Source organism: Mycobacterium pseudoshottsii JCM 15466 (assembly GCF_003584745.1).
Taxonomy (GTDB): Bacteria; Actinomycetota; Actinomycetes; order Mycobacteriales; family Mycobacteriaceae; genus Mycobacterium; species Mycobacterium marinum.
This window is the reverse complement of record NZ_AP018410.1, coordinates 4,389,569-4,404,211: the sequence shown is the minus strand read 5'-3', so window position 1 is coordinate 4,404,211 and position 14,643 is coordinate 4,389,569. Positions and strand designations below refer to the sequence as shown.

At 67.6% G+C, this 14,643-nt stretch carries 10 protein-coding genes; 8 read left to right on the top strand and 2 right to left on the bottom strand.

Annotated elements, in window-relative coordinates; all coding sequences use genetic code 11:
* The first annotated feature begins 40 nt into the window (after positions 1 to 40).
* The 4 genes from ftsY (at position 41) to MPSD_RS20000 (ending at position 5,861) form a co-directional block, all read left to right on the top strand.
* The gene (ftsY, locus tag MPSD_RS20015) at positions 41 to 1,417 is read left to right on the top strand and encodes a signal recognition particle-docking protein FtsY (RefSeq protein ID WP_015355175.1); all 1,377 of its coding nucleotides are present in this window, start codon (positions 41 to 43) and stop codon (positions 1,415 to 1,417) included.
* Positions 1,418 to 1,560: 143 nt separating this feature from the next.
* Positions 1,561 to 2,994 carry an ammonium transporter gene (locus tag MPSD_RS20010; RefSeq protein WP_020786549.1) on the top strand — a complete coding sequence of 478 codons (1,434 nt, stop codon included), beginning with the start codon at positions 1,561 to 1,563 and terminating at the stop codon, positions 2,992 to 2,994.
* Entirely contained in the window at positions 2,991 to 3,329 is a 339-nt protein-coding gene (gene glnB, locus MPSD_RS20005) for a nitrogen regulatory protein P-II (RefSeq protein WP_012393592.1), read from the top strand. The genes MPSD_RS20010 and glnB overlap by 4 nt, the downstream gene beginning before the upstream one ends.
* Positions 3,330 to 3,422: 93 nt before the next feature.
* Positions 3,423 to 5,861 (top strand): [protein-PII] uridylyltransferase, encoded by a 2,439-nt coding sequence (locus MPSD_RS20000; protein WP_086085323.1) that lies wholly within the window; start codon positions 3,423 to 3,425, stop codon positions 5,859 to 5,861.
* A 26-nt stretch (positions 5,862 to 5,887) separates the two neighbouring features.
* On the opposite strand, the gene MPSD_RS19995 is transcribed toward MPSD_RS20000, so the two are convergent.
* Entirely contained in the window at positions 5,888 to 7,624 is a 1,737-nt protein-coding gene (locus tag MPSD_RS19995) for a DEAD/DEAH box helicase (RefSeq protein ID WP_020786551.1), read from the bottom strand.
* A 226-nt stretch (positions 7,625 to 7,850) separates the two neighbouring features.
* On the bottom strand, positions 7,851 to 8,066 hold the full coding sequence (locus MPSD_RS19990) for a hypothetical protein (RefSeq protein WP_011740092.1): 216 nt from the start codon (positions 8,064 to 8,066) through the stop codon (positions 7,851 to 7,853).
* A gap of 138 nt (positions 8,067 to 8,204) precedes the next feature.
* Here MPSD_RS19990 and ffh point away from each other — a divergent pair, with 138 nt between their 5' ends.
* The 4 genes from ffh to MPSD_RS19970 all read left to right on the top strand — a co-directional run bounded on the left by ffh (position 8,205) and on the right by MPSD_RS19970 (position 14,642).
* Entirely contained in the window at positions 8,205 to 9,803 is a 1,599-nt protein-coding gene (ffh, locus tag MPSD_RS19985) for a signal recognition particle protein (protein ID WP_086085324.1), read from the top strand.
* Positions 9,804 to 9,809: 6 nt separating this feature from the next.
* Positions 9,810 to 10,901: a metal-dependent hydrolase family protein gene (locus MPSD_RS19980; RefSeq protein WP_015355179.1), complete on the top strand. Its 1,092-nt coding sequence runs from the start codon at positions 9,810 to 9,812 to the stop codon at positions 10,899 to 10,901.
* A 48-nt stretch (positions 10,902 to 10,949) separates the two neighbouring features.
* A complete protein-coding gene (locus MPSD_RS19975) occupies positions 10,950 to 12,743 on the top strand; it encodes a serine/threonine-protein kinase (protein ID WP_020786553.1) in 1,794 nt (597 codons plus the stop codon).
* A 75-nt stretch (positions 12,744 to 12,818) separates the two neighbouring features.
* The gene (locus tag MPSD_RS19970; RefSeq protein ID WP_086085325.1) at positions 12,819 to 14,642 is read left to right on the top strand and encodes an N-acyl-D-amino-acid deacylase family protein; all 1,824 of its coding nucleotides are present in this window, start codon (positions 12,819 to 12,821) and stop codon (positions 14,640 to 14,642) included.
* Position 14,643: the final 1 nt, after the last annotated feature.

The following is a 14,643-nucleotide window of genomic DNA, read 5'->3' as shown; positions in this document are numbered from 1 at the left end:
CTGAAACTGCCTCGCGTCTAGCACTGGAAGGATTGTCAGCGTGTCGGAAGGTCTGTGGGTCGCGATCGCGGTCATTGCCGCATTGCTTGTCATCGTCGCGCTGGTTGTGGGTCTGTTGCGCTACCGCAGGCGCCGGATCAGCCTGGCGGCCCGGCCGGAGGTGGAGTCCAAAGACCGTTCGGGCGGCTACACGGCGTCCTCGGGCATCACCTTCAGCCAGACGCCAACGACCACCGAACCGGCCGATCGGATAGACACCAGCGGCCTGCCCGCGGTCGGCGACGACGCGACCATCCCGCGCGACGCCCCGAAACGCACCATCTCCGAGGTTCATCTACCAGAAATCGAGCCCGAACCCGAGACCCCCGCCCCGGTTGCCGCAGAACCGGTGGCGCCGCCGGTCGCACCTGAGACCCCCCAAGCGCCCGAAGTGCCTGAAGCGCCCGAAGCACCCGAAGCGCCCGAAGCGCCCGAGGTTGCCGAGGCCGAGGTCATCGAGCCGCCGGAAGGCCGCTTGGAGCGCCTGCGCGGACGCCTCGCCAAGTCGCAGAACGCGCTCGGGCGCAGTGTGCTGGGCCTGATCGGCGGCGGTGACCTGGACGAGGACTCCTGGCAGGACGTCGAAGACACCCTGTTGGTCGCCGACCTCGGGCCGGTTGTCACCGAGGCGGTGGTGTCACAGTTGCGCAGCCGGCTGGCCAGCGGCAATGTCCGTAGCGAGGATGACGCCCGGGCGGTGCTGCGCGATGTTCTGATCAAGGCGCTGCAACCCGACATGGATCGTTCGATCCGCGCGTTGCCGCATCCGGACCATCCGTCGGTGCTGCTGGTGGTCGGCGTGAACGGAACCGGCAAAACCACCACGGTCGGCAAGCTGGCGCGGGTGCTGGTGGCCGATGGCCGGCGAGTGGTGCTGGGTGCGGCGGACACCTTCCGGGCGGCGGCGGCGGTCCAGCTGCAGACATGGGCGGCCCGGGTGGGCGCGGAGGTGGTCAGCGGGGCCGAGGGAGCCGATCCGGCATCGGTGGCCTTCGATGCCGTCGACAAGGGGGTTGCCGCGGGCGCCGACGTCGTCCTCATCGATACCGCCGGTCGGCTGCACACCAAGGTCGGCCTGATGGATGAGCTGGGCAAAGTGAAGCGTGTGGTGACTCGGCGCGCGGCCGTCGACGAGGTGTTGCTGGTGCTCGACGCCACCATCGGGCAGAACGGGCTGGCTCAGGCCAAGGTCTTTGCCGAGGTCGTCGACATCACCGGGGTGGTGCTGACAAAACTGGACGGAACAGCCAAGGGCGGCATTGTCTTTCGCGTTCAACAGGAACTCGGCGTGCCGGTGAAGCTGGTTGGGCTCGGCGAAGGCCCCGACGACCTGGCGCCGTTCGAACCCGCCGCGTTTGTCGACGCCCTGCTCGGCTGAAAGCTACTCCACAGCAAGTTTTACGTTAATCCTGATGAAACACGTCGGCACCATTGCTGCAACAACTACTGCGCATGGTTCTGGATCAGGTCACCAGTCAACAAATCTGGGGCCCTCCCAACGCTGACTGGAGGTGATAACGAGTGAGTGACTTCCCGATAATGGGCGTGCCCGACACCGGCGACACTGCCTGGATGCTGGCGAGTTCCGCGCTCGTGCTGCTGATGACGCCGGGGCTGACGTTCTTCTATGGCGGCATGGTGCGCGCCAAGAGCGTGCTGAACATGATCATGATGAGCATCAGCGCGATGGGCGTTGTGACCGTGCTGTGGGTGCTCTACGGCTACTCGGTCGCTTTCGGCAACGACATGGGCGGCGTCGCCGGAAACCCGACCGAATACCTGGGGTTGAAGGGGCTGATCGGGGGCAATGGGGCGCCCGCGGATCCCGCCACGCAGACCGCGGCGGTGGACATCCCGCTGGCCGGTTCGCTGCCCATGACGGTGTTTGTGGCATTCCAGCTGATGTTCGCCATCATCACGGTCGCACTGATCTCGGGGGCGGTGGCTGACCGGCTCAAGTTCGGCGCCTGGTTGCTGTTCGCCGGACTGTGGGCGACCTTCGTCTACTTCCCGGTCGCGCACTGGGTCTTCTCGTTCGACGGCGTCACCGCTGCCACCGGCGGCTGGATCGCCAACAAGCTGCACGCGATCGACTTCGCGGGGGGAACCGCGGTCCACATCAACGCCGGTGTGGCCGGCTTGGTGCTGGCGCTGGTGCTGGGCAAGCGCCGCGGTTGGCCCACGACGCTGTTCCGACCGCACAACCTGCCGTTCGTGATGCTCGGGGCGGGGCTGCTGTGGTTCGGCTGGTACGGGTTCAACGCCGGTTCGGCGACCAGCTCCAACGGCACCGCGGCCACGACGTTCGTCGCCACCACCGTCGCTACGGCCGCGGCGATGCTCGCCTGGCTGCTCACCGAGCGAATCCGGGACGGCAAGGCGACCACGCTGGGTGCCGCCTCGGGCATTGTCGCCGGGTTGGTTGCCATCACCCCGTCGTGCTCTTCGGTCAACGTGCTGGGCGCGCTGGTGGTCGGCGCGGTAGCCGGGGTGCTGTGTGCGCTGGCGGTCGGATTGAAGTTCAGACTTGGATTCGACGACTCGCTCGACGTGGTCGGCGTGCACCTGATCGGTGGTCTGGCCGGCACCTTGCTGGTGGGCCTGATGGCCGCCCCGGAGAGCCCGGCCATCAACGGAGTCGAGGGTGTCTCCAAGGGCCTGTTCTACGGCGGCGGCTTCGATCAGCTGGTACGACAAGCTGTCGGAGCCTCTAGCGTTCTCATCTATTCTGGTGTAATCACGTTCATCCTTGCTTTGATCCTGAAGTACACCATCGGGTTGCGTCTGGGTCCGGAGCAGGAGTCCGCGGGCATCGACGAGGCTGAGCACGCCGAGAACGGCTACGACTTCGCGGTCGCTAGCGGTTCGGTTCTACCTCGTCCCGGCATCGTCGCGGATTCGCGTAACGGCCTAGAGGAGCGAGTAGGCGAGAAAGTGGAGGCGGAGCCGAAATGAAGCTGATCACAGCGATCGTAAAGCCGTTCACCCTCGACGACGTCAAGACCAGCCTCGAAGAAGCTGGAGTCTTGGGAATGACGGTCAGCGAGATCCAGGGCTATGGGCGGCAAAAGGGGCACACCGAGGTCTACCGGGGCGCCGAATATTCGGTGGACTTCGTGCCCAAGGTCCGAATCGAGGTCGTGGTCGACGACTCCATCGTGGACAAGGTCGTGGACAGCATCGTCCGGGCCGCGCGCACCGGAAAGATCGGCGACGGCAAGGTGTGGGTCAGCCCCGTGGACACCATCGTGCGAGTACGCACGGGTGAACGCGGACCTGACGCGCTGTGAGAATAGCCGCGCATTGCGCAACGAATCCGGATAGGCCGGCCGGGCGTGAGACAGCACCGGCCGGACCCGTCCGGGCTATCTGATTCGGAGGTCATGGAGCCGGGGAGTGTCCGCGCGGCAAGCGATTTGGCTGCCGCGCGGCGCCAGTTGTTGTCCGATGATCATCGCGACATGGATCCGGCCGAGTTGCGGCAGGCGTGGCTGGATCTGCATGAGTCCTGGCTGATCGTCAAGGCCGCGCAGATCGGGATCGCCGATGACAGCGGTTATGCGATCGTCGGGGTCGGCGGGCTCGGCCGGCGCGAGCTGCTGCCGTATTCGGACCTGGATCTGGTGCTGTTGCACGACGGCAAACCCGTCGAGGAACTGGGCGATGTCGCCGATGCGCTGTGGTATCCACTGTGGGACGCCAACATTCGGCTGGACCACAGTGTGCGCACCGTCTCGGATGCCCTGGGTGTGGCCGGTGCCGACATGGCGGCCGCGCTGGGCATGTTGGAAGCCCGCCACATCGTCGGGGACCAACAGCTCTCGGCGAGCTTGATCGACGGCGTACGCCGCCAGTGGCGCAGCGGAATCCGTTCGCGGATGAACGAACTCGTCGACATGACCCACGACCGTTGGCTGCGCTGCGGGCGCGTCGCCAACCGCGCCGAGCCCGATCTGAAGTCGGGTCGCGGTGGCCTGCGCGATGTCCAGTTGCTTGACGCGCTGGCGATCGCCCAGCTCATCGATCGCCACGGCCTGGTCACGCCCGACATGCCGGTGGGTTCACTGGATGCCGCATACCTCACCCTGCTCAATGTGCGTACCGAGTTGCACCGGGTCTCCGGCCGTGGCCGCGACCTGCTGTTGGCTCAACATGCCGACGACATCAGCGCGGCGCTGCATTTCGGTGATCGGTTCGACCTGGCCCGGATGCTGTCCAGTGCTGGCCGCACCATCGCCTACCACGCCGAAAGCGGGCTGCGGACCGCCTGCAATGCCCTGCCCCGGCGCGGCATCTCAGCCCTGCGGCGGCGCCCCAAGCGGCGCCCGCTGGACGAGGGCGTGGTCGAATGTGCCAACGAAATCGTGCTGGCCCGCGATGCCCAACCCGAACAAGATGCCGGTCTGGTGCTGCGGGTGGCCGCCGCGGCGGCCCACGCCGGGTTGCCGATCGGTGCCGCCACGCTGCGCCGGTTGGCCGACAGCGCTGCGGAATTGCCGACGCCGTGGCCCCGAGAGGTCCTCGACGACCTGCTGGTGGTGCTGCTGGCCGGTCCTACCGCGGTGGTGACCATCGAAGCGCTCGATCGCACCGGGCTATGGGGGCGCCTGTTGCCGGAGTGGGGTGCGATCCGAGACCTGCCGCCGCGCGACGTGGCCCACAAATGGACGGTGGATCGCCATCTGATCGAGACCGCCGTGCAGGCGGCGCCGCTCACCACGCAGGTGGCCAGGCCCGACCTGCTTGCGCTCGGCGCGCTGTTGCACGACATCGGCAAGGGCAGGGGAGCCGATCACAGCGTGCTCGGCGCCGAGATGGTCGTGGCGATCGGCCAGCGGCTGGGCATTTCCGCCCCCGACATCGATCTGCTGTCCAAGCTGGTCCGCCACCACTTGTTGCTACCGGTCGTGGCCACCCGAAGCGACCTGAATGACCCCAGCACCATCACGCGGGTGTCGGAGGCCCTGGGCGGGGATCCGCAATTGCTCGAGGTGCTGCGTGCGCTGACCGAAGCGGACTCGAAGGCGACCGGTCCGGGTGTGTGGAGTGACTGGAAGGCGTCGCTGGTCGACGACCTGGTGTCGCGCTGCCGCTTGGCGATGGCGGGCGAACCGCTGCCGCGTGCCGATCCCGAAGCACCACACTATGTTTCGCTGTCGGCCGACCACGGAGTGCACGTGGAGATCGCGCCCGGCGAGAGTGCTCGCATGTACCAGGTGGTGATGGCCGCTCCGAACAAGCCCGGGTTGGTGTCCAAGGCGGCGGCGGTGTTGGCGCTGAATTCGCTGGGTGTGCATTCGGCGTGGGTGAACAGCCACGAGGGCGTCGCGATCACCCAATTCGTGGTGTCCCCGCTTTTCGGCACCCCGGCCGCCGCCGACCTGTTGCGTCAGCAGTTCGTCGGCGCGCTCAGCGGCGACATCGACGCCCTCGCCATGGTGGAAAAGCGGGACAGCGAGGCCACCAGCAACGCGTCCCAGCGAGCCGGCGAGGTGGTCGCGGGGGTGCCGGTCACGCGTTCGACCGCGCCGCCGCGCATCCTTTGGCTCGACTCCGCCGCCCCCGATCAGCTGGTGCTCGAAGTTCGTTCGATGGACCGGCCGGGACTGCTCGCGCTGCTGACGCGCGCGCTGGAACGGGCGGGCGCAGACATCGTCTGGGCCAAGGTGAACACGTTCGGTTCGACCGCCGCAGACGTGTTCTGCGTGACGGTTTCGGCCGGGCTCGAGGAGCCCCAAGCACGGGCCGCGATGGAGCAGCAGCTCTCGGCCGTGCTGGGTGGGTCCGCGGACGTGCTGCTCGACGAGCCCGTCGGCGACTAGCCGTGCGAACCGGGGGCCGGCCGGCCTCACCCATGTTCGGCGTTGAGTTGGCGCACCGCGTCAATGCGCGCCTTGAGCTGGTCGCGGGTTGCCGCGGCGATCGGTGGTCCACCGCAGCGCCGCCGCAGTTCGTTGTGGATCCATCCGTGCGGCTTGCCGGTCCGGTGGTGGGCTATCGACACGAGGGTGTTGAGCTCGCGGCGCAGCTCGCGGATCTGGCCGTGGGTGGTGGCCGGCTCGGCCAGCGTCCCGACTTGTGTGACCCCTTGTTGCAGCTGGGCCCGCTTCTGCAGTTGTTCGTCTTGGCGACGGTGTAGCAAGGCGCGCATCTGATCGGCATCCAGCAGGCCGGGGATGCCCAGATAATCGGCTTCCTCGTCGCTGCCCGCCGGGGTGGCGGTCCCGAACGAGGAGCCGTCGAAGATGACCTGATCGAGTTCGGCGTCGGCTCCTAGCGAGGTGAAGCCCTTCTCGAGATCGCCCTGCTCGTCTTGTGTCTTGGTGGCCGGATCGCCGTCGAGCGGATCATCGAGGGATTCGCGATGCGGTTTGCCCAGCACGTGGTTGCGCTGGGCCTCGAGTTCGCTGGCCAACTGCAACAGGTTGGGCACCGAGGGCAGGAAAATGCTCGCGGTTTCGCCCGGTCGGCGGGACCGGACGAATCTGCCGATGGCCTGCGCGAAGAACAACGGTGTCGAAGCGCTGGTGGCGTAGATCCCCACGGACAGGCGGGGCACGTCGACGCCTTCGGACACCATGCGCACCGCGACCAGCCAGCGGCTGGTGCTGTTGGAGAATTCCGTGATCCGTTCCGATGATCCGGGGTCGTCGGAGAGCACGACCGTGGGTGTTTCCCCGGTCATCTTCTGCAGCAACGCGGCGTAGGCGCGGGCGGCGGTGCGGTCGGAGGCGATGATCATGCCCCCGGCATCGGGCACGTGCTCGCGCAACTGACGCAGTCGCCGGTCCGCGGCCGCGATCACCGCGGGCATCCATTCGCCGGCCGGATCCAGCGCCGTGCGCCACGCCCGTGCGGTCTGTTCGGCCGACAGCGGCTCGCCCAGTCGCGCCTCGTGCTCTTCGCCCGCGCTATCGCGCCAGCGGGCCTGCCCGGAGTAGGCGAGGAACACCACCGGCCGGACCACGCCGTCGGCAAGGGCCTCCGCGTAGCCGTAGGTGTGGTCGGCCTGGGAGCGCAACACACCTTCCCCGTCGGGCTCATAGTTGACGAACGGGATGGGGGAGTCGTCGCTGCGGAAGGGCGTCCCGGTCAGCGCGAGCCGGCGCGACGCGTCGCTGAACGCCTCCCGGATCGCGTCGCCCCAGGTCTTGGCATCGCCGCCGTGGTGGATCTCATCGAAGATGACCAGGGTCTTGCGCTGCTCGGTGCGCACCCGGTGCAGCGTCGGATGCGCTGCGACCTGGGCATAGGTGACCACCACGCCGTGATACTCGGCCGAAGTCTGGGCGTTGGAGTTGCTGAACTTCGGGTCCAGCGAGAGGCCCAGCCGAGCGCCCGCCTGCGCCCACTGGGTCTTGAGATGCTCGGTGGGCACCACCACCGTGATCTGCTCTGCGGCCCGCTGACCAAGCGCTTCGGCCGCGATCCGCAGGGCGAATGCCGTCTTGCCGGACCCGGGGGTGGCCACCGCCAGGAAATCACGCGGCTGGGTGCCCAGGTACTTCACCAGCGCCCTGCGCTGCCAGCTGCGCAGCGGTCGAGTGCCCTCGATGATGGGTTCGGCGGGGCTTACCGACTGCATCGACCTTGCTCCCCCCGTAGCTGTTCGGCCGCGCCTGGCGTTCACCAATCGAGCCACTGCCAAGCCCCGGATCCGCGGCGTCGCTGCCGCGCGGTGCCCTCGCGGCGCCCTCGCGGCGCAGCTCACGACGGTCTTCATCGGCCGGTCGACGACTTGGCGAGTGTGAAATCTAGCATGACAACACATTTCGGCACGTGCACGACACCGGCCGGTGCGGTGCTGGGAGCTACCCGGACGCTCGGTGGCGGCTTGCCGGCGCGGTGAATCCGCCGGTGTCGTCGAAGAACGCCCACTGGCCGCCGTCGTTGACCTCCAACCGCCAGCCCAGCCGGGAACTGCCCGCAACCGAGCCGGTGAACCACGTGTGTGCGTCCTCGGCGCTGTCGCAGTTCTTCGTCGCGACGATCGCGCCGTGCGGATCGATAACTCGGAACGCAACCATGGGGCTTGGTTAGCCCTTCCGGCGGGCTTTCAATCGCGGCGGGAGGTCGCGCTGTGGCACGGCGGGATTTGTCGCGCCGGCGAGCGGACCAAGGGCCACGACGGTGCCGCACCATGATTACGCATTAGGCTGGCGGTCGTGTTTGAATCGCTGTCCGACCGGTTGACCGGTGCCCTGCAGGGGCTGCGCGGCAAGGGCCGCCTCACCGACGCCGATATCGATGCCACTGCCCGTGAGATCCGGCTGGCCCTGCTCGAGGCCGACGTTTCGTTGCCGGTGGTTCAGGCTTTTGTCCACCGGATCAAAGAACGCGCCCGTGGGGCCGTGGTATCCGGAGCCCTCAACCCGGCGCAACAGGTTGTCAAGATCGTCAACGAGGAGCTTGTCGGCATCCTCGGCGGCCAGACGCGCGAGTTGGTTTTCGCCAAGACACCGCCGACCGTGGTGATGCTGGCCGGTCTGCAGGGGTCCGGCAAGACGACGCTGGCCGGCAAGTTGGCCGCACGTCTTCGCGGCCAAGGCCACACGCCGCTGCTGGTGGCGTGTGACCTGCAGCGACCGGCCGCAGTGAACCAGCTGCAGGTGGTCGGCCAGCGGGCCGGGGTGCCGGTATTCGCGCCGCATCCGGGCGCCTCGCCCGAATCCGGCCCCGGCGACCCGGTAGCCGTCGCCGCGGCGGGGCTGGCCGAAGCCCAGGCCAAGCATTTCGACGTCGTCATCGTGGACACCGCCGGCCGGTTGGGCATCGACGAGGAGTTGATGGCCCAGGCCTCGGCCATCCGCAAGGCCATCAACCCCGACGAGGTGCTGTTCGTCCTGGACGCGATGATTGGCCAGGACGCCGTGGCCACCGCCCAGGCATTCGGGGAAGGGGTCGGCTTCACTGGGGTGGCGCTGACCAAGCTCGACGGCGATGCCCGCGGTGGTGCCGCGTTGTCGGTCCGCGAAGTGACCGGCGTTCCGATCCTTTTCGCGTCAACCGGGGAGAAGCTCGAGGACTTCGACGTCTTCCACCCGGACCGCATGGCCAGTCGCATCCTGGGCATGGGCGACGTGTTGAGCCTGATCGAACAGGCCGAACAGGTCTTTGACGCCGAGCAGGCCGAACAAGCCGCCGCCAAGATCGGCGCCGGCGAACTGACCCTGGAAGACTTCCTCGAGCAGATGCTCGCGGTGCGCAAGATGGGCCCGATCGGCAACCTGCTGGGCATGCTGCCCGGTGGTGCGCAGATGAAGGATGCGCTGGCCGAGGTCGACGACAAGCACCTGGATCGGATCCAGGCCATCATCCGCGGTATGACACCCGAAGAACGGGCCGACCCCAAAATCATCAATGCGTCGCGGCGGCTGCGTATCGCCAACGGCTCCGGTGTATCGGTGTCGGAGGTCAACCAGCTGGTCGACCGCTTCTTCGAAGCTCGCAAGATGATGTCGTCGATGCTCGGCGGCATGGGCATCCCCGGCATGGGGCGCAAGTCCGCGACCCGAAAAAGCAAGGGTGCAAAAGGCAAGGCCGGCAAGAAGGGCAAGAAGGGGGGCGCCCGCGGTCCGACTCCGCCGAAGGTGAAAAGCCCCTTCGGCATGCCGGGCATGCCGGGTATGCCGGGTATGCCGGGTATGCCGGGTATGCGGGCCGGATTCCCGGATCTGTCGCAGATGCCCGAAGGGCTCGATGAGCTGCCGCCCGGCCTGGCCGACTTCGACCTGTCCAAGCTGAATTTCCCGGGCAAGAAGTAGTCCGCCGTGCGACTGCACGTGCGGGGGCGGGGGCTGCCCGACGAGACTGCGGTCGAGCTGTGGATCGTCGACGGCCACATCAGCACGGAGCCGGTCAGCGGCGCCGACACGGTCTTCGACGGCGGCTGGATTCTGCCCGGGCTGGTCGACGCGCATTGCCACGTTGGGCTGGGCCACCAAGGTGCCATCGAGCTTGACCAGGCCATCGCCCAAGCCGAAGCCGAACGCGACGCGGGGGCGCTGCTGCTGCGCGATTGCGGGGCACCCACTGACACCCGCCCCCTCGACGACCGCGAAGACCTGCCGCGAATCATCCGCGCGGGCCGCCATCTGGCCAGACCGAAACGCTACATTCCGGGATTCGCGCCAGAACTCGAAGACGAATCCGAGTTGCCCGCCGCGGTGGCCGCCCAAGCCCGCCGCGGCGACGGCTGGATCAAGCTGGTCGGGGACTGGATCGACCGCCAAATCGGCGATCTCGCCCCGCTGTGGTCCGACGAGGTACTCAAAGCCGCCATCGACGCGGCACACGCCAACGGTGCCAGGGTCACCGCGCACGTTTTCGGAGAGGATGCGCTGCCCGGATTGATCAACGCCGGGATTGACTGCATCGAGCACGGCACCGGCCTGACCGACGACACGATTTCGCTCATGCGCGACCACGGGACCGCTCTGGTCCCCACGCTGATCAACGTCGAGAACTTTCCCGGCATCGCCGATTCCGCCGTCCGCTATCCGACCTACGCCGCCCACATGCGCGACCTGTATGCGAGCACCTACCCGCGGGTCGCGGCGGCGCGCGAGGCGGGGATTGCGATCTACGCCGGCACCGACGCGGGCGGCACGATCCAACACGGGCGGATCGCCGACGAGGTCGAAGCCCTCAAGAAGATCGGAATGAGCGCCACCGAGGCGCTGGGTGCCGCGTGCTGGGAGGCGCGGCGCTGGCTGGGCCGGCCCACGGTAGAGCACGGGGCATCGGCGGACCTGGTGTGCTTTTCCGAAGACCCCCGTCGGGGTGCCGCAATACTTAACCGGCCGGATCTGGTGATCCTGCGCGGCCGGACCTATCGCCCCAACCAACTAGGTCACCGCTAGCTCAGCGGCGGTCGTGCGCGGCTACTCGCGCCTGGCTACTATCGCGAAATGGCGTTGGACAACGGTGCGGTCTATGCCGGCTACACCGTGGTTCGCAGGTTGCGCGCGGACGCGACCGGTGAGAGCTATCTGGTTAGCGAACCCGGCTTTCCGGGCTGGCAGGTGCTCGAGATCCTTCCGCAGTCGTGGTCGTCGGATGACGCATTCCGCCGGCGATTCGAGCGCGACAGCGCGATCGCGGCCAGGCTCTATCACCCGCACATCGTGGAGGTTCGCGCCCACGGTGAGCTGGACGGCAGGCTGTGGATCGCGATGGACTACATCGAGGGCATCGATGTCGGGCAACTGATGCGCGATCGGTTTCCCGCGGTCTTGCCGGTCGGCGAGGTACTCGAGATCGTGGCTCCGGTTGCCGACGCCCTCGACTATGCCCATCAACGCGGGCTCGTCCACGGCGACGTCAAACCCGCCGACATCGTGATGACGAATGCGGGGGAGGGCCAACCCCGGATCCTGTTGAAAGGCTTCGGCATAGCCGCTCCCCACGGCGCGCCGGGCGACGCGACCGGATTTGTGGCGCCCGAACAACTCACCGGCGCCGAGGCCGACGGGCGCTCCGACCAGCATGCGTTGGCGGCCACCGCCATGATCCTGCTCACCGGCGCGGCCCCGGGTGGCGGTTCCCCATCCGCGGCGCCCAAACTCAGCGACCTGCGTCCCGACCTGGCACGGCTGGATGCGCTGTTCGCCAGAGCGCTGGCAACCGAGCCGGCCGGCCGCTTCCGGACCTGCCACGAGCTAGCGGATGCGCTGCGCGATGAGGTCGGGGGCAGTTTCGGCGCTGCCGGCCGGGACGACATGGAGGTGGGCGCGTCCTGGGACCTCTCTCCGGAGGCCGGGGCCACCGGTGCGAGCCAGGACCGCGAGGTCCTTGACTACCCGGCCTACGGCTGGCCGGCGGTCGCACCGCCGCAGCCCCCGGTCCACCCCGGACCCATGCCGATGGCTCCCCAGCCGCCCGCCACCCTGCTGCAGGCGGTGGCAGCGTCGCTGGCACGGCGGCTCAACGAATTCTCCGCGGCGGGCCGTGAACCGCGCAAGCGCAGGCTACGGCGCATTCTCATCGGGTCGGTGGTCGCGATCCTGTCGGTGGGCATGCTGGCCGTCGCCATCCCGAGCCTGCGTGAGATAACCAGCAGCCCACCTCCAGCAGCGGCCCCCGCAACCAGTTCACCGCCCGCGCCCAGCACGTCGGCCACCAGCCCCCAGGCCGCCACCCCGGAGCCCCTGGACGGCACCTACAGCATCGAAATTCAACGCGCCAAGCAGCTCTACAACGGCAGACCCAGCCCACAGCCGCCCAATGTGACCACCTGGTGGGCCATCCAATCCTCGTGCATACCGACGGGGTGCCTCGCGGCTGCCGCCATGCTCGACGGCTACGGTCATGGGCAGGCCAAGCAGGGGATTCCCCCCATCATCATGGAGTTTTCCGAAGGTCAGTGGCGATCGCGGCCCGATACGGTGCGGTTTGCCTGCATCGGGCCCAATGGCGAGGCGAACACCCAGACCACAGTGCAGGTGCTGACGCTGCGCCCGCAATCCACGGGTGACCTCGTCGGTGCTCTGGTGGTCACCGTGGAAACCAATGAGTGCGGCCAACAATCGGCCGTGATCCGGATCCCCGCGGTGGCTAGCCGCAGTGGCGATATTCCGCCTGGGATCAAGGTGCCCAACCCGGTGACGATCCCCAAAGCCCCTCAGGCGCCTGCCACGTCCGAGTCCCCGTCCGAGACGCCAACGGTCACCCCGACCACTGCGCCGTCGGGCCCCGGCCGCTGATCGATAACTGCCCAGCACAAATGGGGGAGGAGCGCGAATCCAAAAAAGATTGCGAGTGATCGCTATCTATGTTAGATTGTCTGCAACCCGCAATCTGGAGGAACTGTGACCTACGACGTGATCATCCGTGACGGACTCTGGTTCGACGGAACCGGCAGCGCGCCGCAAACCCGCACGCTCGGAATCCGCGACGGCATGGTGGCGACGGTGTCGGCAGGCCCGCTGGATGAGACCGGATGCGCCCAGGTCATCGACGCGGCCGGGAAGTGGGTCATGCCCGGCTTCATCGACGTGCACACCCACTACGACGCCGAGGTGCTACTCGATCCCGGGCTGCGCGAGTCGGTGCGCCACGGTGTCACCACGGTGTTGCTCGGAAACTGCTCCCTGTCGACGGTCTACGCGGGCGCCGAAGATGCCGCCGACCTGTTCAGTCGGGTCGAGGCGGTGCCGCGCCAGTTCGTCTTGGGTGCCTTGTCCGCCGCCAAGAGCGAACGCGCATGGTCGAACGCGGCCGAATACATCACGGCCATCGACTCCCTGCCGCTTGGGCCGAATGTGAGCTCACTGCTTGGTCATTCGGACCTGCGAGCCACCGTCCTCGGGCTCGAACGCGCCACCGACGCGAGCGTGCGGCCCAGCGAAGCCGAGCTGGGGCGCATGGCCACGCTGCTCGATGAGGCACTAGATGCCGGGATGCTCGGCATGTCCGGGATGGACTCGGCGATCGACAAGCTCGACGGTGAGCGCTTCCGGTCGCGCGCGCTGCCGTCGACCTTCGCGACGTGGCGGGAACGGCGCCGGCTGATCAAAGTTTTGCGCAAGCGCGGGCGAATCCTGCAGAGCGCACCCAACGTCGACAAGCCCGCTTCGGCGCTGCTGTTCTTCCTGGCCAGCAGTCGGATCCTGAACCGCCGCAAGGGAGTTCGGATGAGCTTGCTGGTCTCTGCCGACTCCAAGTCGATGCCGATGGCGGTGCACACGTTCGGATTGGGTGCCCGGCTGCTGAACAAGCTGTTGGCCGCCAGCGTCCGATTCCAGCACCTGCCGGTGCCGTTCGAGCTCTACTCCGACGGAATCGACCTGCCGGTCTTCGAGGAGTTCGGCGCCGGCACCGCGGCGTTGCACCTTCGCGAACAAGTGCAGCGCAACCAGTTGTTGGCCGACGAGTCCTACCGTCGCGAGTTTCGGCGTGAATTCGACCGCACCAAACTCGGACCGTCCTTGTGGAACAAAGACTTTCACGACGCAGTGATCGTCGAGTGCCCCGACGAGTCGTTGATCGGCAAGAGCTTCGGGGCCATCGCAGACGAGCGCGGGCTGCATCCACTCGATGCGTTCCTCGACGTGCTCGTCGAAAACGGCGAACGCAACGTGCGCTGGACGACCGTCGTCGCCAACCACCGTCCCAAACAGCTCAACAAGCTGGCCGCCGAGCCCGGCGTTCACATGGGCTTCTCCGACGCCGGCGCGCACCTGCGCAACATGGCCTTCTACAACTTCCCCTTGCGGTTGCTCAAGCGAACCTGGGACGCCGAGCGGGCCGGAAAGCCGTTCCTGTCCCTGCGGCAGGCGGTGTATCGCCTGACCGGTGAACTGGCCGAGTGGTTTGGCGTCGATGCCGGCACGTTGCGCGAGGGTGACCGCGCGGACTTCGTGGTGATCGACCCGGCCCACCGCGACGAATCGGTAGACGGCTATCACGAGGCGCAGGTGCCGTTCTATGGCGGCCTGTCGCGCATGGTCAATCGCAACGACGCGACCGTGATCGCCACCGGTGTGGCCGGTGCCGTGGTGTTCGGCACCGGCCAGTTCCGGGACGGCTATGGTCAAACGGTGCGGTCGGGCCGGTACCTGAGGGCGGGGCAGCGATACACGGCAGCTAGCGTCAGCGCCTGAG